Annotated in this window: 10 protein-coding genes; all 10 read right to left on the bottom strand. The window is 38.6% G+C overall.

All coding sequences use genetic code 11. The features are described 5' to 3' along the window. Positions 1–39 precede the first annotated feature (39 nt). The 10 genes from HWV58_RS22530 to HWV58_RS22485 are packed head-to-tail and all read right to left on the bottom strand — an operon-like array spanning position 40 to position 15986. Positions 40–1734 (bottom strand): alkaline phosphatase family protein, encoded by a 1695-nt coding sequence (locus tag HWV58_RS22530; protein WP_175636262.1) that lies wholly within the window; start codon positions 1732–1734, stop codon positions 40–42. Between the two features lie 12 nt (positions 1735–1746). Further along, positions 1747–3678 (bottom strand): M60 family metallopeptidase, encoded by a 1932-nt coding sequence (locus HWV58_RS22525; protein WP_175636261.1) that lies wholly within the window; start codon positions 3676–3678, stop codon positions 1747–1749. Positions 3679–3689: 11 nt separating this feature from the next. Further along, positions 3690–5438, bottom strand: a complete 1749-nt coding sequence (locus HWV58_RS22520) for a LamG-like jellyroll fold domain-containing protein (protein WP_175636260.1) — start codon at positions 5436–5438, stop codon at positions 3690–3692. A 23-nt stretch (positions 5439–5461) separates the two neighbouring features. After that, positions 5462–7165, bottom strand: coding sequence for a DUF5008 domain-containing protein (locus HWV58_RS22515; RefSeq protein ID WP_175636259.1), 1704 nt, complete (start codon positions 7163–7165; stop codon positions 5462–5464). A gap of 32 nt (positions 7166–7197) precedes the next feature. Beyond that, positions 7198–7917: a fasciclin domain-containing protein gene (locus HWV58_RS22510; RefSeq protein ID WP_175636258.1), complete on the bottom strand. Its 720-nt coding sequence runs from the start codon at positions 7915–7917 to the stop codon at positions 7198–7200. Between the two features lie 4 nt (positions 7918–7921). Beyond that, positions 7922–9448 carry a RagB/SusD family nutrient uptake outer membrane protein gene (locus HWV58_RS22505; protein WP_175636257.1) on the bottom strand — a complete coding sequence of 509 codons (1527 nt, stop codon included), beginning with the start codon at positions 9446–9448 and terminating at the stop codon, positions 7922–7924. A gap of 7 nt (positions 9449–9455) precedes the next feature. Continuing rightward, positions 9456–12626 (bottom strand): SusC/RagA family TonB-linked outer membrane protein, encoded by a 3171-nt coding sequence (locus tag HWV58_RS22500; RefSeq protein WP_175636256.1) that lies wholly within the window; start codon positions 12624–12626, stop codon positions 9456–9458. 35 nt (positions 12627–12661) lie between these two features. Then, the gene (locus tag HWV58_RS22495; protein WP_175636255.1) at positions 12662–13684 is read right to left on the bottom strand and encodes a DUF5007 domain-containing protein; all 1023 of its coding nucleotides are present in this window, start codon (positions 13682–13684) and stop codon (positions 12662–12664) included. A 9-nt stretch (positions 13685–13693) separates the two neighbouring features. Next, complete coding sequence (locus tag HWV58_RS22490; RefSeq protein ID WP_175636254.1) at positions 13694–14371, bottom strand: hypothetical protein; 678 nt, start codon at positions 14369–14371, stop codon at positions 13694–13696. Between the two features lie 22 nt (positions 14372–14393). Next, on the bottom strand, positions 14394–15986 hold the full coding sequence (locus HWV58_RS22485) for a RagB/SusD family nutrient uptake outer membrane protein (RefSeq protein WP_175636253.1): 1593 nt from the start codon (positions 15984–15986) through the stop codon (positions 14394–14396). Positions 15987–15995: the final 9 nt, after the last annotated feature.

The raw sequence follows: 15995 nt of genomic DNA, 5'->3' as shown, positions 1-15995 counted from the left end.
CTCCTCCGGAGGCAAGGGTTTCACTAACTAAACTAACTACTATTTTAAGAATTCGATTTCAAATTTGTTAAGGTAGGGTTTACCATCAAAACCAAAATCAGAAAGAATATTTATTTTCATCCAATATAAGGTTAATGCAGAAACATCACTCACTGTTGATGGAATAGATAATGTTGATGTTACAGGTTCAGCAGTCGTACCCGGAGGATACAAAGCACCCAAATTTGTCCAGTTATACAAACCTGAAAGGGCCATGTTATAACCACCTGGAGCCTTATTAAAAAAAGTTCCCTCTGCACCTTCGTCCATTGGCCAAAAACCAGTAATGTTTGCATAATTAGTATGCTTGGTAATATCTTTTAATCCTAAATTACTGTTTATGATAGCTTCGCTCAATGCAGTATTAAAATAAGCTAGATTAGCACCATAAAAGGATGTTGGTGTATCATTATCACCAGTTCTATGGCCTACTCTAAATCCTTCTGTTGTGCTTAAGCTTTTTCTTCCACTAATATTTAATGCAGTTGCATTTTGACGTTTACCATCTATATACATGATTAGGTTTCTTGTTGTTGAATTGATGTATTCGACCGTCATGGTTAAGGTATGCCAATCTGTTCCAGGAGAATCAGTTGATGTTACATCAAGCTTTCCTCCGCCTCCATTTAAAGTTCCTCCAGTAGTAATCACCCACTTGCCACCAGGATAAAGCGCCCATTGCCAACCTGTAATTGAGGAACCACTTAGATTAGTACTCTTACTAAAAAAGCTTGAGTAGCCACTTGGTACAGCATTAAATTTCACATCCATCTGCACAGTAAAATTTTTTGTTTCACCAGCATCGTAAAGATTATTATCAGCACTTAAAGTAGCTCTACCAGTAGTGTTATTGAATAAAACCGGATTAAATCCTGTTTTCTTTAATTCGTAAGGTTTAAAGGCAGGATTATACAATAATGTAAAACCATTGGTTGGATTGGCACTACTGCCACCATGATTGCTGGTGATTATTACAAGCCAATCTTCATTTGCATAATTTTTTCTGGCTTTTAAAGCCGTCATAATATTGCCAACATACTCATCAGCCTTTATTATTGCATTTTTATAATTTGGATTGCTTGCCAAATATCCACCGTTAGCACCTGCAGCCTCTACTTCTCTAAAATTAACCGCTATGGTACCTAAACCTGCTTGGTTATTCAGGATGCTTATCGTGCTGTCTTTAACCGCCAGATCCGTTGTTACAATAGGTGAAAAATCAGCATTACGCATATAATTGCGCAAATTAGCCCAAGGTGTAACTAAGGCTGTTTTTACAGCTTTATACTGCGTTACATAATCAAAAACGTTACGATAAGATACAATCGGCGCATGATCATCAGTATTGGGGTCTTTTACCCGCTCGAAATTATCACCGCTGATTTGATGTTTTGCAAAACCTGTACCTGTTAGCATAGATGCCCACCCTGCAGCATCAGAAGCCGTCTTCAAAGTGTTATAGCTATATTTTGAGTTTTTCTGTAACTCTGTAATACTAGTTGGTGCTATGGCTTGCAGCTCAGCTCCAGTTAAACCGTCAATACTGATAATCATCACTTTGCGTTGCGCAAGTACCGATCTTTTTAACTCTTCGAATACTGGCGGTGGATTATCATATTTTTTACAACCAGAATAAATTAAGATGCTTAAAAGGCCAAATGAAAGGACTTTAAAAATTTTGTTATCTAATTTCATGATCTCTTTAATTTATGGCTTTATTAAATTCATTTCGGCAAATACCACATAAGGATTAGTGGTGTATCCGTTTTTAACGATTACTTTGAAGAATTTGGCATTTACATTTCCATTTGGAAAAATATATTCGAACCTATTGGCTGTATTAGGCAAAGTAGTGGTACCAATGCTGGTGTAGTTAATGTTATCTCTACTGCTAAAAATTTCTATGTCTTTAGCATCTCCTGCCCTATTGGTGCCTGCTCTACCATTAAAATACATGCCCTTAATTGGAATATTAGCACCTGCGTTAAAAATGAAGGTAAAAGGATATGACTGAGCAGGTGTTGGACTTGAGTACTGCGAATGGTAGTATGTAGTTAAATTATTATCTACCAAAGCAGCAGTCGATCCCTCCTGTGCAGGAGAACTTGCTGATACCACACTGGTTGTATAAATTATTGTGCCCGTACCACCTGTTTTATTTAAAGGATTATAAGTCCAGATCTGTTTAGTTAACAAAGGGTATTTATTAGACATTTTTACAGCAACTGCATCACTATAATTAATACCCCAGGCATCGAAAAACGGGGCCAAATCAGTTTGGGTATAGTCAGATAGCTTTTCGTACACAAAATTGTGCATGGTAATATCACTGGTATTCAGGCGGGCTGCATGACGGGCTTCTGTATAAAGATATGTCATTGCGCCATAACCATATTTTTCAAAAATCTGTACAAAAGGCGTCATCCGTTTAAACGGATCGTTCATAGCGCCATCAGTATCAAAATTTTTAGTTCCTGTACCCGAAGCATAAGTAATAGCCTGAGGGAAACCACTTGAAACAGCAGGGTGCAGGATGTTATAATTTGCTCCTATCCTGTTGGCTACTTTAAAACTAAACAAGTTGTTGGTAGTTTCGCCCAGCGTACTCCAGCTCCAAACCTTACCTTGCTGACAGTTGTGGCCAAACTCGTGATAAGACCCCCATTGCCCGTCGCTGGTAGTAATATTTTTCAGACTTGTAAAACCTTTAAACCATTCGCTATCGTTTAAGCCAACAAAAGGAAAACCTGAGTGACCGTACCCCGCTGATAGTTGAATATCCAATACTCCTCTCCATGGGCCTTGCGGACTTCTGTCTTTTGGATCTGGTGCATTATCAGATAACCCCATCCAGGCGTTGTAATCCAAATCGAATACATCGTTCCATTTACCCAAAGCAACTGTTGGGTTAGTATAGGGCTCTGATGAGGTAAATGTGGCCACAATTTTATCTCGCGGTACCAGGAAAATTACGCGTTTGCTACGCAATTCTAACCAGGGCACCTGTGATGCCTTTACTTTATTTACCCAGTCTGCATCAACAGTTTGCCCCAGAATAAAATCGGGAGAAACACAGGCATTGGTAATGGTGAATTCTACAGGGTTTGGATAAGCCCTGTCTGCACGGATGTAAATGGTACCACCATACAAATTCCGTACATAGTTAGCACCTGCATATAATTGCTGGCGCATATACACAACCGGATCGCGCAATAACGGCGATTTACCTGCAAGGTTATCGGTATGCCCACCTATCTGAACCGTTAAACCTTCAATGCCAGCCGGAACCTCTATCTTAACCAGTTCGCCTGGTGCAGCATAATAACCAGTGCTATACTGTGGTTCTGGTGCTACCGAAATACGCAAATTATCGGCCGTTTGATCGGTGAAATTTAAATCTAAAGTAAACTTGGCATTTTGAACCCGAGGTTCAGACTGATCTACCAGACCTGGAAATACCCTGGCTTTCGCATACATCGATTTATCGATGATCTTCATATTGGTATCGATACTACCTCCAGCTACATTTTCAGAATTATCCGGATAGCCATCTGGAATATCGTAACCATATTTTTTACAAGCTGTCAGACTTAAGAATAAAACTGCAGCGCATGATATAGTGAAATGATTAATTTTCATATACATTTAAATTAGTTGGTTGGAAAAGAAACAACCGGGGCATAAAATTTCCCCATTAATGCCCATTTAGCAGGTGCAGCTATATTTAACCAATTGTAGATTAGCACAGGTATATCCACACCATTTGGCACTGCTTTAAATGCTGCTTCAGATATTGCGGGAGATAAATTTGGAGAGATATCGGCATAATTAGTCCAATTAGGCGTACCTACCAAATTCATTGCGGGTGATTTACCTAAGGCATCATTCAACACATTTCCAACACCTTCGCTGGTTTTATAATAAGCGATTAAATTATTATAATACGGATCAGAAATCGGTGTTAATGGCGTTTTTTTACTTGCTGCAATAATATCTGCCTTTGGAATGGCTATATTGTAAACCGCAAATTCAGTAATAAAACAATCAACACTGCTGTATTTCCCAAACTGCAAAGGTGCTATGCTATTTATGTTTCCATTGATTTTTAAATCAGGTTGTTGAGCTGGTATACCATCAACAAACATACTAGCATAACGGTCTGCACCACTATTATAAAATCTTACCGCAATAGCATGCCACTTACCATCATCCAGTTTTTGAGATGTTGGCCCTTTTGCCTGGATATTACCTGAACCAGTGAAACTTGTATTTAAACTAATAATACCACCATCATCTTTGATAAAGGCCCATCCCGGTACACCTCCGGTGATTCCGCTGGTAAGTCCTCTTTTTTGAAGAATTGCGCAGTAACCTGAATTACCAGCACTTCCATCCCAACGGATGTTAAAACGAATGGTAGCTTCGATATTTGTACCTAAATTTAAAAAATTAGCATCGCTTTGTACCGCACCATTGGTTGCATTAAATTTAGCCCCGATGCCAGAATATGGCAGGTTACTTACATCAGGTTTATTGATGGCATTCGGTTTAAATTTAGGATTGTAAAAAGCTACAAAAGTATTACGCGAATCGTCTGCATAGATATTTGAACCTGGTGCACCACCAGAAGTAGCAGCTCCGCCCTTATTTGAGGATACAACTACTAACCAGTTTTCCTGTGCATAGGTTTTTCTAGCCCTTAAAGCAGTCAAAATCTCCCCCACGTAACCATCGAGTGTATTAATGGCAGTAGTATATGCTGTTGTTGATGCAGTATAGCCATTTGCCAAACCTGCTACTTCTGCACTATGGAATTGTGCCACCAATAATGAAGGATTGTTTGCCCCTAACTCAGCAATAACCGAAGTTTTAACTGCTGCATCGTCTGCCAGTGTTTGTTTAACCGTAGCATCAACGGCCAGGTTATCGTTAAATGCTGCCGTCGAAGCTAAAGAAACTGTCCGCACATTACCCAGGTTTGATTTTATACCGGTAAATAATGTTGGCGTGGTTTGTAAATTTAACCCTGTAAAAGCCTCCGTACTTACATTATGTTTGGTATAATCAACACCAGTAAGCATAGTGGTCCATGCTGCGGCATTGGTAAGCGAATTACGTTGATAATCGGCCACTCCATCATAAGAGAATATGGCATTATTGGTAATTTGCGTTATGTTGGCAGGCGCTAAACTACTTACCACCGAACCTTTCACGCCATCCAATATAATGTATAATACTTTTTTTGAATTACTACCTAAACCCAGCGTATCATTTCTGAACGATTTAGGCAAAACATTATCAAAATTTTTATTGCAGGCCGAGAGGAGTAAAATAAACCCTAAAAGGAATGCTGCACTTATCGTTTTAATATTAAAAACTGATCTTATATTTTTTTTCATATCTATAAAATTAAAGTGTACAGTTAATTAGAAATGACTAGCCTAAGTACGTTATGCGGCAGTATAGAGTTAAACCTGTAAATATCACCAACTAAAACAACCTGCGAACCATTGCTTACCGGTGTTTCAATCATATCGTAAATCCTGCCCTGAAAACCTCCTGTATTGTTGTACCCCACAGCTAACTGCCCGTTAGCTTCCAATATCATAAAACCCTGACGTAAATAATCGGCATATTTATTGAATGAACCGGCAACTATTATTTTACCATTGTTAAGCTGTGCAGCGAAAGTTGCAATACCTCCACTAATAACCGAGCTATTAAAAGTACTGACTACAGACCCATTTGAATTTAGTAAGGCCAGGCCGGAAGATGCTTTTCCGTTAAAGGTATTAAAGTTGCCGCTAACTACAATTTTATCGGTTGTAGTATTATATCTGATCGAATAAATATCGCCATCTGATCCAGCACCAGCACTAAAAGTCTGATCTACCGACCCATCTAAATTTAAACGCACAATATGGTTGGCAGTTACACCGTTAAACGAAGTAAACGATCCTACCAAAATGAGCTTTCCATCTGTTTGCATCATGGCGTCGATAATCCCTCCATTACCTGCAGCAGCACTTTGACGGGTATTTTTGTTATAATGGAAAGTAGAATCCATTGATCCATCTGCATTAACCCTCACCAGTTGTTTCATTTTGGTTATGTCGTATACTTTCTCATCGTAACTAGAGTTTGGATAATACATCCTTCTGAAATTTTGAAAATTACCAACGATATAAATCTGCTCACCATAAATAAATGTTTTTCTTACAAAACCATCCACACCGGCATTAAAAGCTGCTACAGTATCGCCGTTTTTCCAGGTTTCGCCAGGTTTAGGGTTTACAATAGGCACCAATGAATTGCCCTGAGCATCTTTATCAGCTGTTTTGATGGTATCTAAAGTACCATTAGCGTTTAATCTGGCGATATTGCTAAGCGTTTGACGATTAGCTCGGTAAGAGTTATAAGAAGAAAAACTACCCGAAATGATAAATTTACCGTTTTGCGAGCCGCTTGATATTCTATTAATTGAAGTTATAATTCCAAGCCCCCCTGCAACGCCCTTTCCAAAGTTAATATCGTTGGTAATGTAAGCTCCATCGGCATCTAGCTGAACAATACCTCCGTTTGGTGTTACTAAGGTACCTTTTTGCTCAAAACTGGTAAATCCGCCACCTAGCCAAAATCTACCAGTAGGGAGTTTTTCTGCATCGTAAACTGTATTGATACCAAATGCAGAAACTGATCCGGCACCATTTACAATTTTAAAAGTAGGATCTACTGCTACTTTCCCACCAACCTTAACAATTGGCCCAAAAAAACTTTGACCTTGCGAGGTAATCCAAACACTACCGGTGCTTGCTGTTAAAGGAACTTTGAATTGGATGGTGCTATCTGTATAATTTAACACTTCAGCTTCGATCTCATTAACATAAAGCTTAAAATTATCTTTATATTTCATTAAGCCGTTTACCTGAAGGTTCAGGGTTGCACCTGCAGTTACAATATCAGGATCAGTAGTTTTGGAAATAAAATTTATACCCAATACCTGTTTCCCTCCGGCATAAGGATCCTCGGCCAGCCCCTTGCTTTTTTCGCAAGAAACCATCAGGCTAACAAGGCAAATTACCATTGCTACCAAAAAGCCTGTTCTATATTTTATGTTTGTTAACATATATCTATTAATTGATATGAATAAATAATTAGCTATGGGGTAGGTGGTAAAATACCTGCTGCAACTACCTGATCAATGAATCTATTGGTATTAAAACCCAGGTTATGCTTAATTTTTGTTAATACATGTAGTACACCATTTGTAGTCTGAATATCTGATGTAGCTACAGGATTATTTTGTAGCGCTACCTGCGGATTAGATAAATCAGGAATGTAGGCCAGAAACAACTGACGGTACCCTGCGTATTTTACCCCAGCTGCATCACTAAAAATTGCGCCAACATTCATAATACGACCTCCATAAGAAGTATAATTCTGCCCTGGAAAAGCAATATACGAAAGCGTATCTCTTTGCGGATAATCTTTTAACAGGTTAGAACCCTTGAATATATATTGCGAAAGGGTGTTTCTCCATACTTCAGGCTTTATCTGACTGAGTTGCGATACTGTATCCTTTCCATTAATTCTCAAATACTCGTTCAATCTTTTAATACTTTTAAAAACTGAACCACTTGGCGGAGCAAAAAAAGTTACATTTTCTTTGTCCAATACGTCGTTCATTCCAGCCAGATTAATCACTGTTAAAGTACTGTCGAAAAAAGGTTTTTTGGATTTCATGTACTGTAATGTACTTCCACTATATTTTGGATCGTGCACGCCTGTATCAAAATAATACTTTTTGCAACTTGCAAGCATGAAAAGCCCACAGGTCAATACCAATAAGAATGCTTTATTTATGTTTTGTATTTTCATCTTCTTAATTCCAAAAGTTATTACCTACCAAATATGGATTAGCCCCACGCTCAGCACTACTGATGATTAATGGCCAGGTCCATGCCCCATTATTAAAATTAGACACACTAATTACCGCTTTTGAGTATTCGGTATTTATTGCTCTTTTCGTGCGTACCAGATCGAAAAAGAACTGTCCTTCGCCAATTAATTCGCGGCAACGCTCTTTGTAAATATCGTTCTTCAATTCATCGCCACTTGTAGATAACAACGGTGCTGCTGCTGCAACCCTTACCTGGTTAGCATAGTCGCGTGCTACGGCATCATTTCCCAACTCTGCTGCGGCTTCTGCTGCCAATAGCAAGGCATCGGGCAAACGGAAAATAACCGCACTATCATCACTGTTTACCGTTAAACTTGCTCCGGAACCGGTTGAATACACATTGATAAACTTTTTAAACTGAAAGCTGGCATCGCCGTTATTATAGTTTTCGAACCAGGTAGTTACCCTTGCATCGGGCACACCTGCTGGGAAAAGTTTATTGATATAATCTTTTTCATAGGTCATAAAACTGAGAGTTTTAGTTGTAGCACCACGAATCGGGTAATGAGAAAAGAAATAAGAATAATTGGAGAAACTTGAAAATGTCTCACCATAATTGTAATCCTGCAAAACGCTGAATAAGTTTTCGCTGGAGCGGCCTTTAAAAATCTTTTTGGTATTTTCTACCGTAACTGGTAATACGGTGTAATTCTTATAAGTAGCCAGCTCCTCTCCTAGTGCTACAACTGACTTATAATAACCTGTTTTATCTCCGGTATCCCAGGCAGCTGCCCACATATTTAAATGCATTAACAAAGCTACTGCACTAGCTTTAGTTGGTCTTATGCCTACTAAGGAAGCATCAGTATAGGCTTCAGGAAGATCGTTCTTTGCAGCATTCATATCTGCAATACACTTTTTCATTACTTCAACCTGAGGGGTACGTGGCAACGATTTGTTATTATAAGCTTCAGTATAATAAATGGCATCTCCAAATAATTTGCAGATAAACATGTAACTTAAATTACGCGTAAATACTGCTTCAGCTTTATATTTTTTTCTCTCGCTATCCGACAGGCTGTTAGCTGGGACATTATCAACTTCGTAATAAAGGATATTGCTGGCGGCAATAATATCGTACCAGGCTTTCCAATCCATAATACCTCTTAATCTGCCGTCGTAGGTTGTAGTACCATTTACAGCAGCTTTTAAGTTATTGGCTACCAAGTTACTGAAAACATTGCTTCCACTATTATCGATTGAACTCACTACCGTTACAAAATTCCCACGAACTTCAAGAGCGGGCATGATCACACTCGAGCCTATCTTATTTCTCAACCTGGAATAAATACCGTTGGTAAAACCTTCTACATCCTTTTTGGTTTGCCAAAAATTGTTTCCAGATAATGCATCAATAGGTTCTACATTTAGAAACTTCTTACATCCTGGGGCTACGAACAACAGTAAAGTAGCCATCAGTAAATATTTTATATTTTTCGCTTTCATCATATCCGATTTAAAATTCAATATTTAAGCCTAATGCAAATTGTTTTGAAATTGGGTAACCTCCCGAATCATCTCTACCCAAAGAAGTAACATTTTCTGGATTTGGGCCTGAGTAACGGGTTATAAAACCTAAATTAGAGGCAGTTAGGTTAACACTCACTCTGTTCATACCGTATTTTTGGGTAAATTTTTGATTAAACATGTAGTATACTTTTACTGAGTTTAATTTAAAATACGATCCATCTTCCTGGAACAAGGTTTGATTAGATCTAAATGGATCTAATAGCTTTGCCCTTACGAAATCCAATGGGTTACCATACATGGCCATATCGCCCGGCGCTGCCCAATAGCTATATTCAGAAAGTGGAACCAAACCACCTATATCCCCCTTGTCATTACCAAGCGGCGTGTTGAAGCGGGCAAACTGAGCTGCTAAACTGTTATTTAAGATATCGCGCTGAAGCGTGAAAGATGTATTAACCTCTAAACTCCAGTTTTTATATTGGAACAATGAGGTGAAACCACCTGTAATTTGTGGCTGCGAGTTACCGGCAATTACCCTATCATACTCATTTAAAACATAGTTACCATCTAAATCGGTAAAAATTGGATCTCCGGCTTTAAAATAATTCAATTTACCGTTAGTACCTACACGATAAGGTAAACCCGTAAGCGGATCAACCGGAACCTGGGTATTGGTACTATAAACACCTTTAGTATTATACAGGTAGTTAGATAGTGAATTGATACCTAAACGATAATAAAGATCCTGTCCTAAAGCCGTATCATAATAAATCTGCTCTCTAAGTCCGTCAGGCAACGAAGCCAAGATTTCTCTGTTGATAGATAAATTCGCACTTAGTGATAATTTAAACGGACTTGTAGCATTTAGCGGGCGGCTTGTTGCCTGAAACTCCCAACCATAGTTAACATTACTAATTTCTGTTGAACCAATTTTATCGAATGAATTAGCAGTAGATAGTTTCTTTTCCCTGAAACTGTTATCTGTTTGCTTGTAATAAGCATCCATTGATAAACTAAATTTTCCGTTAAGGATACCAACATCAAAACCAGCATTATAAGTAGTGGCTTTTGTTGGTTCTAAAATTAAGTTTGGTACGAAATCTAAATCTGACACTACCGTATTGCTGTTATTATAACGGTTACCGCCAACATACTTACCGTAAGCCTGATAAATATTACCGTTAGGCGTAATATTTGAACCATAACTTAAGCGAATATCACCATAATCCAAAAATTTCAAACCGCTTAAAAACTCTTCCCTGTCAAAATTCCATTTTACCGCTATCGCCGGATTTTTCTTGTAACCGGCATTTGGGCCATTAGTAGAAAGTCCGTCCACGCGGTAGTTCAGGTCGATTACATATTTTTGTTTATAGTTATAAGAGAAAGCGCCTGCAAATGCAATACTTCTTAAATCCGTATAACCGATTGTTCCGCCTTTTGAAGTCAGGTAATCAGTCATATTGGTTAGCGGCCCCCTTAACTGATCGTTTACTACGCGATCGTTCAATATGGCATCTGATTTAAAGAATGAAGCCCTGAGCTCAGAGAATGCGAAAACTGAAAAGTTGTGCGCATCTTCTCCTGCCTCTTTTAACGAATATACGTACGAAAGTTGATTACGATTGTATAAAGTGGTTGCCCTATCGTTGTAAGTATAATACTCTGCCTGGTTTGAATTTAAGGCCGCTGGAGAAAAGTTATCCTTAGTACTCGATTTTGCGGTGTAACTTAAGTAGGAACCCAATTTTAAATTTGGCACAATTTCGTACTCTCCATTTAGCGTTGCAGTTGTGTTTAATACTTTATTATCATTGTCGGTAGTTAGTGCTCCCAATACCGCATCAACAGAAGAATAAAGTGACGGGGCTGGTAGTAAGGAAGACGAACTTCCTCCTCTGGCTATGCCCGCGTTCTGGAGGCCATTACCACTTCCTGTTTGCTGTTTTTGTATAGAGTTATTTAACTGCCCTTCGAGTTTAAACTTTCGGCTGGGCGCGTAAATCATATTCATGTTCAGGTTATACCGGGAGTACCCTGTATTTTGTTGAATACCTTTTTCATCATAAATACCAAGGGCTACTTTATAGTTAAACTTTACATCACCACCAGAAATATTTAAATTGTGGCTTTGGTTAAAAGTAGGGCGATAAAAATAAGACTGCCAATCTGTCGAATTATTGTAATACGCATTTAAACTATCAGCTAAAAACGGCGTAGAGTTTATTAAATCGATAGCGTGATTGTAAGCTGTATCGTAACGTAAAATTTGGTCTACTCTTAACAAACGCTCACCTTTACCTCCAATTACCGAACGCAATTGTGGAACGGTTGACATAAATGCAGAACCATTGTAACGCACTACAGGAACTTTAGAATTGCCGCGCTTTGTGGTAATTAAAATTACACCATACGCTCCTCTCGAACCATAAAGTGCTGTAGCGGCTGCATCTTTTAATACTGTAATATCTTCAACATCCTCTGGTGGAATTTGGGAAGCTGGCGAAACACCAGGTCCTGCCTGCTGAAAACCATACGAATAGTCGGTATTGTCATCAACCGGTACACCATCAATTACAAATAATGGCGATGTAGGTGTTAAGAAAGATGAACTTCCTGAGCCAGAAACGTTGATATTAGATATACCACGTATGGTTAAGCTACCCCTGAAACCTGGAGCACCTGTATTGTTCTGGATATTTAAACCTGCCACCTTACCTTGTAATAGCGACATTACATCACTGGCTGGTTGTCCCTGAATATCTTTTCCGGAAATCGTTACTGCAGAACCGGTCATCAATGTTTTTGTTTTGGTTTGATAACCAGCTGTAACTGTAACCTCTTTTAAGGTTTTGTTATCAACCCCCATGGTAACCGAAATGTTGGTACGGTTGTTTACTTTAACGGTAACCGATTCGTAACCTACATAACTAAAGGTTAAAGACGCGTTGTTAGCTACAGTTACCCTAAACTTACCGTTATTATCGGTAATTCCTAACGAACTGCCCCCGCTGGTAACACTAACCCCGGGTATGGTTTCTTTTGATTTTGATGAACCATCAATAACTGTCCCGGTTACAACAATACGTTGCTGGGCAATAGCTAAATTCTGGAAACCAAAAATCAATAAAATAACTATGGTGTAAAAATACTTCATCGGAAATATGTTTTGTTTTAGTTTATATTGTTCCATTAATCATTATCAAATTTTGGTTTATCACGCTTAAACCAGAAAGTGATTTCCCAATCTCCTTTTTGGTAAATATTAAAGTTGAAGGCCAGGAAACACTGTTGCTGTATATTACCAAATGCCTGCCTGTTAAACCTAAAAACAACCCTGGCCTGATCGCCCGATAATGTGGTATATTTGGTAGGATAAGCACTGCAAGGTATTGGATATGCAACCTCGTATTTTACCTTGGTAGCATCTTTAACCATATTAAAGCCGTGTACCAAATTAGCCCAATCGGTAGCAGCAAACTTATTCGGATCAATTGGATTAGATAAGGTATCTGCAAATTTGAAAGTGATACTATTGCCGTTTCCTGCCCTTTTAAACAAAACCTGAACATCATCTCTGGTATTCAGCAACTGTCCACGTTCGCCGGTAATAAATACACTGGTAGGATTAACCGATACTGATGTACCCTGACCTGTAACAGGATCTAAATTTGATGGCTCGTAAGGGCGCTCACGCAAAGGACGCAAACGGAAGTTTTGATAGTACTTTCTACCACCCGAATTCGACATTTCTACGTCAAAAACATAACCAGAGTCTGGCTGCGCCTTAACCATGTTTGAATTTGCTGCAGCCCACATCATAAACTCACCAGAGTGTGGTCTTACTTCAAATAAAGGGTGGTTTTCTGTTGTACGTTTTGCTTCAATCTCTGCCAGCGATTTCTCTGTACCATCGTAAGCAGTTTTCCAAACTGTTACCGGATAATTATTGGTTAACTCTGGTGCTGGCTCCCCGTTAAAAGAACGCATATTTACAATTTTAAAGTCCAACGGACGGCTGGAGTTCCCGTATTGAAAATTATTGGTAAACAAAGTATTTCTACCTAAAACGGGTTGATATAAATATTGGGTGTACTGAGAATCGTTGGCTATGGATAAGCGTTCATCAGGTAAATTCTTTTTGCATGCCGATAAAGCTATGCTCCCCGTCAACAGGGTTAAGGATATACGCAATAGATTTATTTTATTTTTCATCGTCACTTTTTAATTGTTCAATCTATAGGTGAATTCGTCAAAACCAAAATTGTGTATCGGTGTAAGTATATTGATAATTGCATTGTTGGTTTTAATGTTAACCGCGTTGGTTGTTGTTGTTACCCAGGTATTGGCAAAAATAGACCCATAGGTATCGCTAAAATTAAGTGTTGCGGGGCCGCCGCCAACATAACCTGCCGAGCTTAGTTTTACATATTTAATATGCATCTGATAGTCGATTACAATATTTTTAAGCAACACCCCATCTGCATTATTAATGTAAGCATCAGTTGTTCTATTGCCTCTGATGATGTATTTGCACATCATAAAAGCCAACTGAACAGGGTCTGCATTTGACAAATAAACTGGTGCTTTGCCCTGGTTTTTACGTACTAAATTCAGATACTTCTCCGCAGCCTCAAAATTTTTATTAACCGGGGCAAAAAGTGTTACTTTTTGATTCGTTAACGAGTCTTTAAGGAAGGGATAACGATCTAATACTAGTAGCAAGGAATCGAATGTACCTTTAGGCTGGGCCTTTAAATAATCAATCGCAGAACCATTAAAGGTTTGCTGTGTATTTACATAATCATGGTAAGGCGAAACATCTTTTTTGCAGGCAGTAAAGCATAAGCCTATTAGCCCCAAAAGAAAAAACGTGCTCTTTTTATATAATAAATTTTTCATTCTAAATCGATTAGGTTAATGATTACCAGTATGGATTTTGGGTAATTGATGAATTGGCATTAATTACATCTTGCGATACCGGCCAATAGATACCACCGGCAGCTTCAAACTCCTTAAAAGTCATCGATTTACCATTTTTAGTTGTAAAAACACCTTGGGGATTTTTAATACGATTGTATCTTATAATGTCGTACCATCTCCAACCCTCTCCCATTAACTCTCTTCTGCGTTCCTGAAAAATTGCGGCAACTAAATCTTGTACATCAGATGTGAAACTGAAACCTCTTAAAGCACAAGCTCTGTTTAGGGCAATAAGCGCATCACTTCTCTGTCCTAACACAGCAAGCGCCTCAGCCCTTAACAAGGTAATTTCTTCCATTCGGCTAAATACCATTGAAGAACTGAATAAGGTTACATTACCCGAAGTACTGGACGGATAGATTACTTTTATTTTATTAAAAATTGGACGCTCAGATTCAAAACCATAAAAATAATTTGTTCTTAATAATCCTGTTACCGGATCTCTGCTGAACCTTAAATCAACAGGATATGGAAATGCTTTGATGATGGTATCTTTAGACACAAACATTTCCGGCTGCGACTTCGGGATAAAAGGATAAGCCAGCGTTAATTGCTCAATGTGGCCATTGGCAGTTGATAAACCATTACCTGCTTCAAAAGGGAAACCTACCATCAGGTTTGCTCTTTTGTATGCAAACGGACTATAGTTGTTCTGATTTTCCGTTAGGGCGTTCATATCAATATAATCCAACGGGTTAGCCCCATCAACAAAATACTGTGTAGATTGATTATCCAAAACAAATTTCGAATAATTAGCCGCATCAATATAGTTACCTTGCCATGCAGCAATGTGTGCTAAAATAATATAAGCCGATAAACGTGTAAAAACGATACCATTCCATGACGGCCAGTTTGCACCATAATATAAGCCCGGCATAATCGGGTCGGTACCACCATACCTGAAAGGCACTACTTTAGCGGCAGCTAATAATTCGTTAGTAGCAAATGCCAGTACTTTTTGCTGCGAGGTCCTGGGCAGTTGTATAAATTCACCATCGTGAGATGAAGTAAGCAAAGGCACATCGCCCCAAATTCTGCTCATATAAAAATAAGCAAAGGCTCTAAGCATTCTTGCTTGTGCAACATCTACATCAAAATTTATCTGAGTGTAACGGGGATCTAAACTTTTAATCTCTTTTGCCCGCTCTATAAAAAGACTTGCAGCATTTATGGCAGCATAAAATCTTCTCCAGTTGGTTAACCTGTTAATTACCGGGTAAGAAGCATTAAGTTGACCATTCACAACAGCCTTTAAATCGGCACGATTAGTAATGGTAAAATCGCCCTGTCTTAAATCGCCCATGATCCAGTGGCCGTTATCAGCTACAGTAGCCGAACGGAGCAACCCGTATACCGATAGCAAGTTCGCTTTGGCATCTTCTAAGGTTTTCCAGTTGGTTTCTTCAGTAGACAATCTTGTCGATTGTACATCGTCGATCTTTTTACAAGAAAAATTCCCAAAGCCAATTAGTAATACCAAAATTGCAGCAGCAGTCTTGTAAAACCTATTTTCTTTATTGATTATATCATTCATATTAATTGT

The sequence above is a fragment of the Pedobacter ghigonis genome, from assembly GCF_903166585.1.
In the GTDB taxonomy this organism is placed as follows: Bacteria; Bacteroidota; Bacteroidia; order Sphingobacteriales; family Sphingobacteriaceae; genus Pedobacter; species Pedobacter ghigonis.
The sequence above is the reverse complement of the archived record's forward strand: the minus strand, read 5'-3'. Positions and strand labels throughout refer to the sequence as shown.

What these genes read in the sequence shown, in the direction of transcription:
- HWV58_RS22530 (WP_175636262.1), bottom strand. Translation starts at nt 1,734, where the DNA reads ATGAAATTAGATAACAAAATTTTTAAAGTCCTTTCATTTGGCCTTTTA.
- HWV58_RS22525 (WP_175636261.1), bottom strand. Translation starts at nt 3,678, where the DNA reads ATGAAAATTAATCATTTCACTATATCATGCGCTGCAGTTTTATTCTTA.
- HWV58_RS22520 (WP_175636260.1), bottom strand. Translation starts at nt 5,438, where the DNA reads ATGAAAAAAAATATAAGATCAGTTTTTAATATTAAAACGATAAGTGCA.
- HWV58_RS22515 (WP_175636259.1), bottom strand. Translation starts at nt 7,165, where the DNA reads ATGTTAACAAACATAAAATATAGAACAGGCTTTTTGGTAGCAATGGTA.
- HWV58_RS22510 (WP_175636258.1), bottom strand. Translation starts at nt 7,917, where the DNA reads ATGAAAATACAAAACATAAATAAAGCATTCTTATTGGTATTGACCTGT.
- HWV58_RS22505 (WP_175636257.1), bottom strand. Translation starts at nt 9,448, where the DNA reads ATGATGAAAGCGAAAAATATAAAATATTTACTGATGGCTACTTTACTG.
- HWV58_RS22500 (WP_175636256.1), bottom strand. Translation starts at nt 12,626, where the DNA reads ATGAAGTATTTTTACACCATAGTTATTTTATTGATTTTTGGTTTCCAG.
- HWV58_RS22495 (WP_175636255.1), bottom strand. Translation starts at nt 13,684, where the DNA reads ATGAAAAATAAAATAAATCTATTGCGTATATCCTTAACCCTGTTGACG.
- HWV58_RS22490 (WP_175636254.1), bottom strand. Translation starts at nt 14,371, where the DNA reads ATGAAAAATTTATTATATAAAAAGAGCACGTTTTTTCTTTTGGGGCTA.
- HWV58_RS22485 (WP_175636253.1), bottom strand. Translation starts at nt 15,986, where the DNA reads ATGAATGATATAATCAATAAAGAAAATAGGTTTTACAAGACTGCTGCT.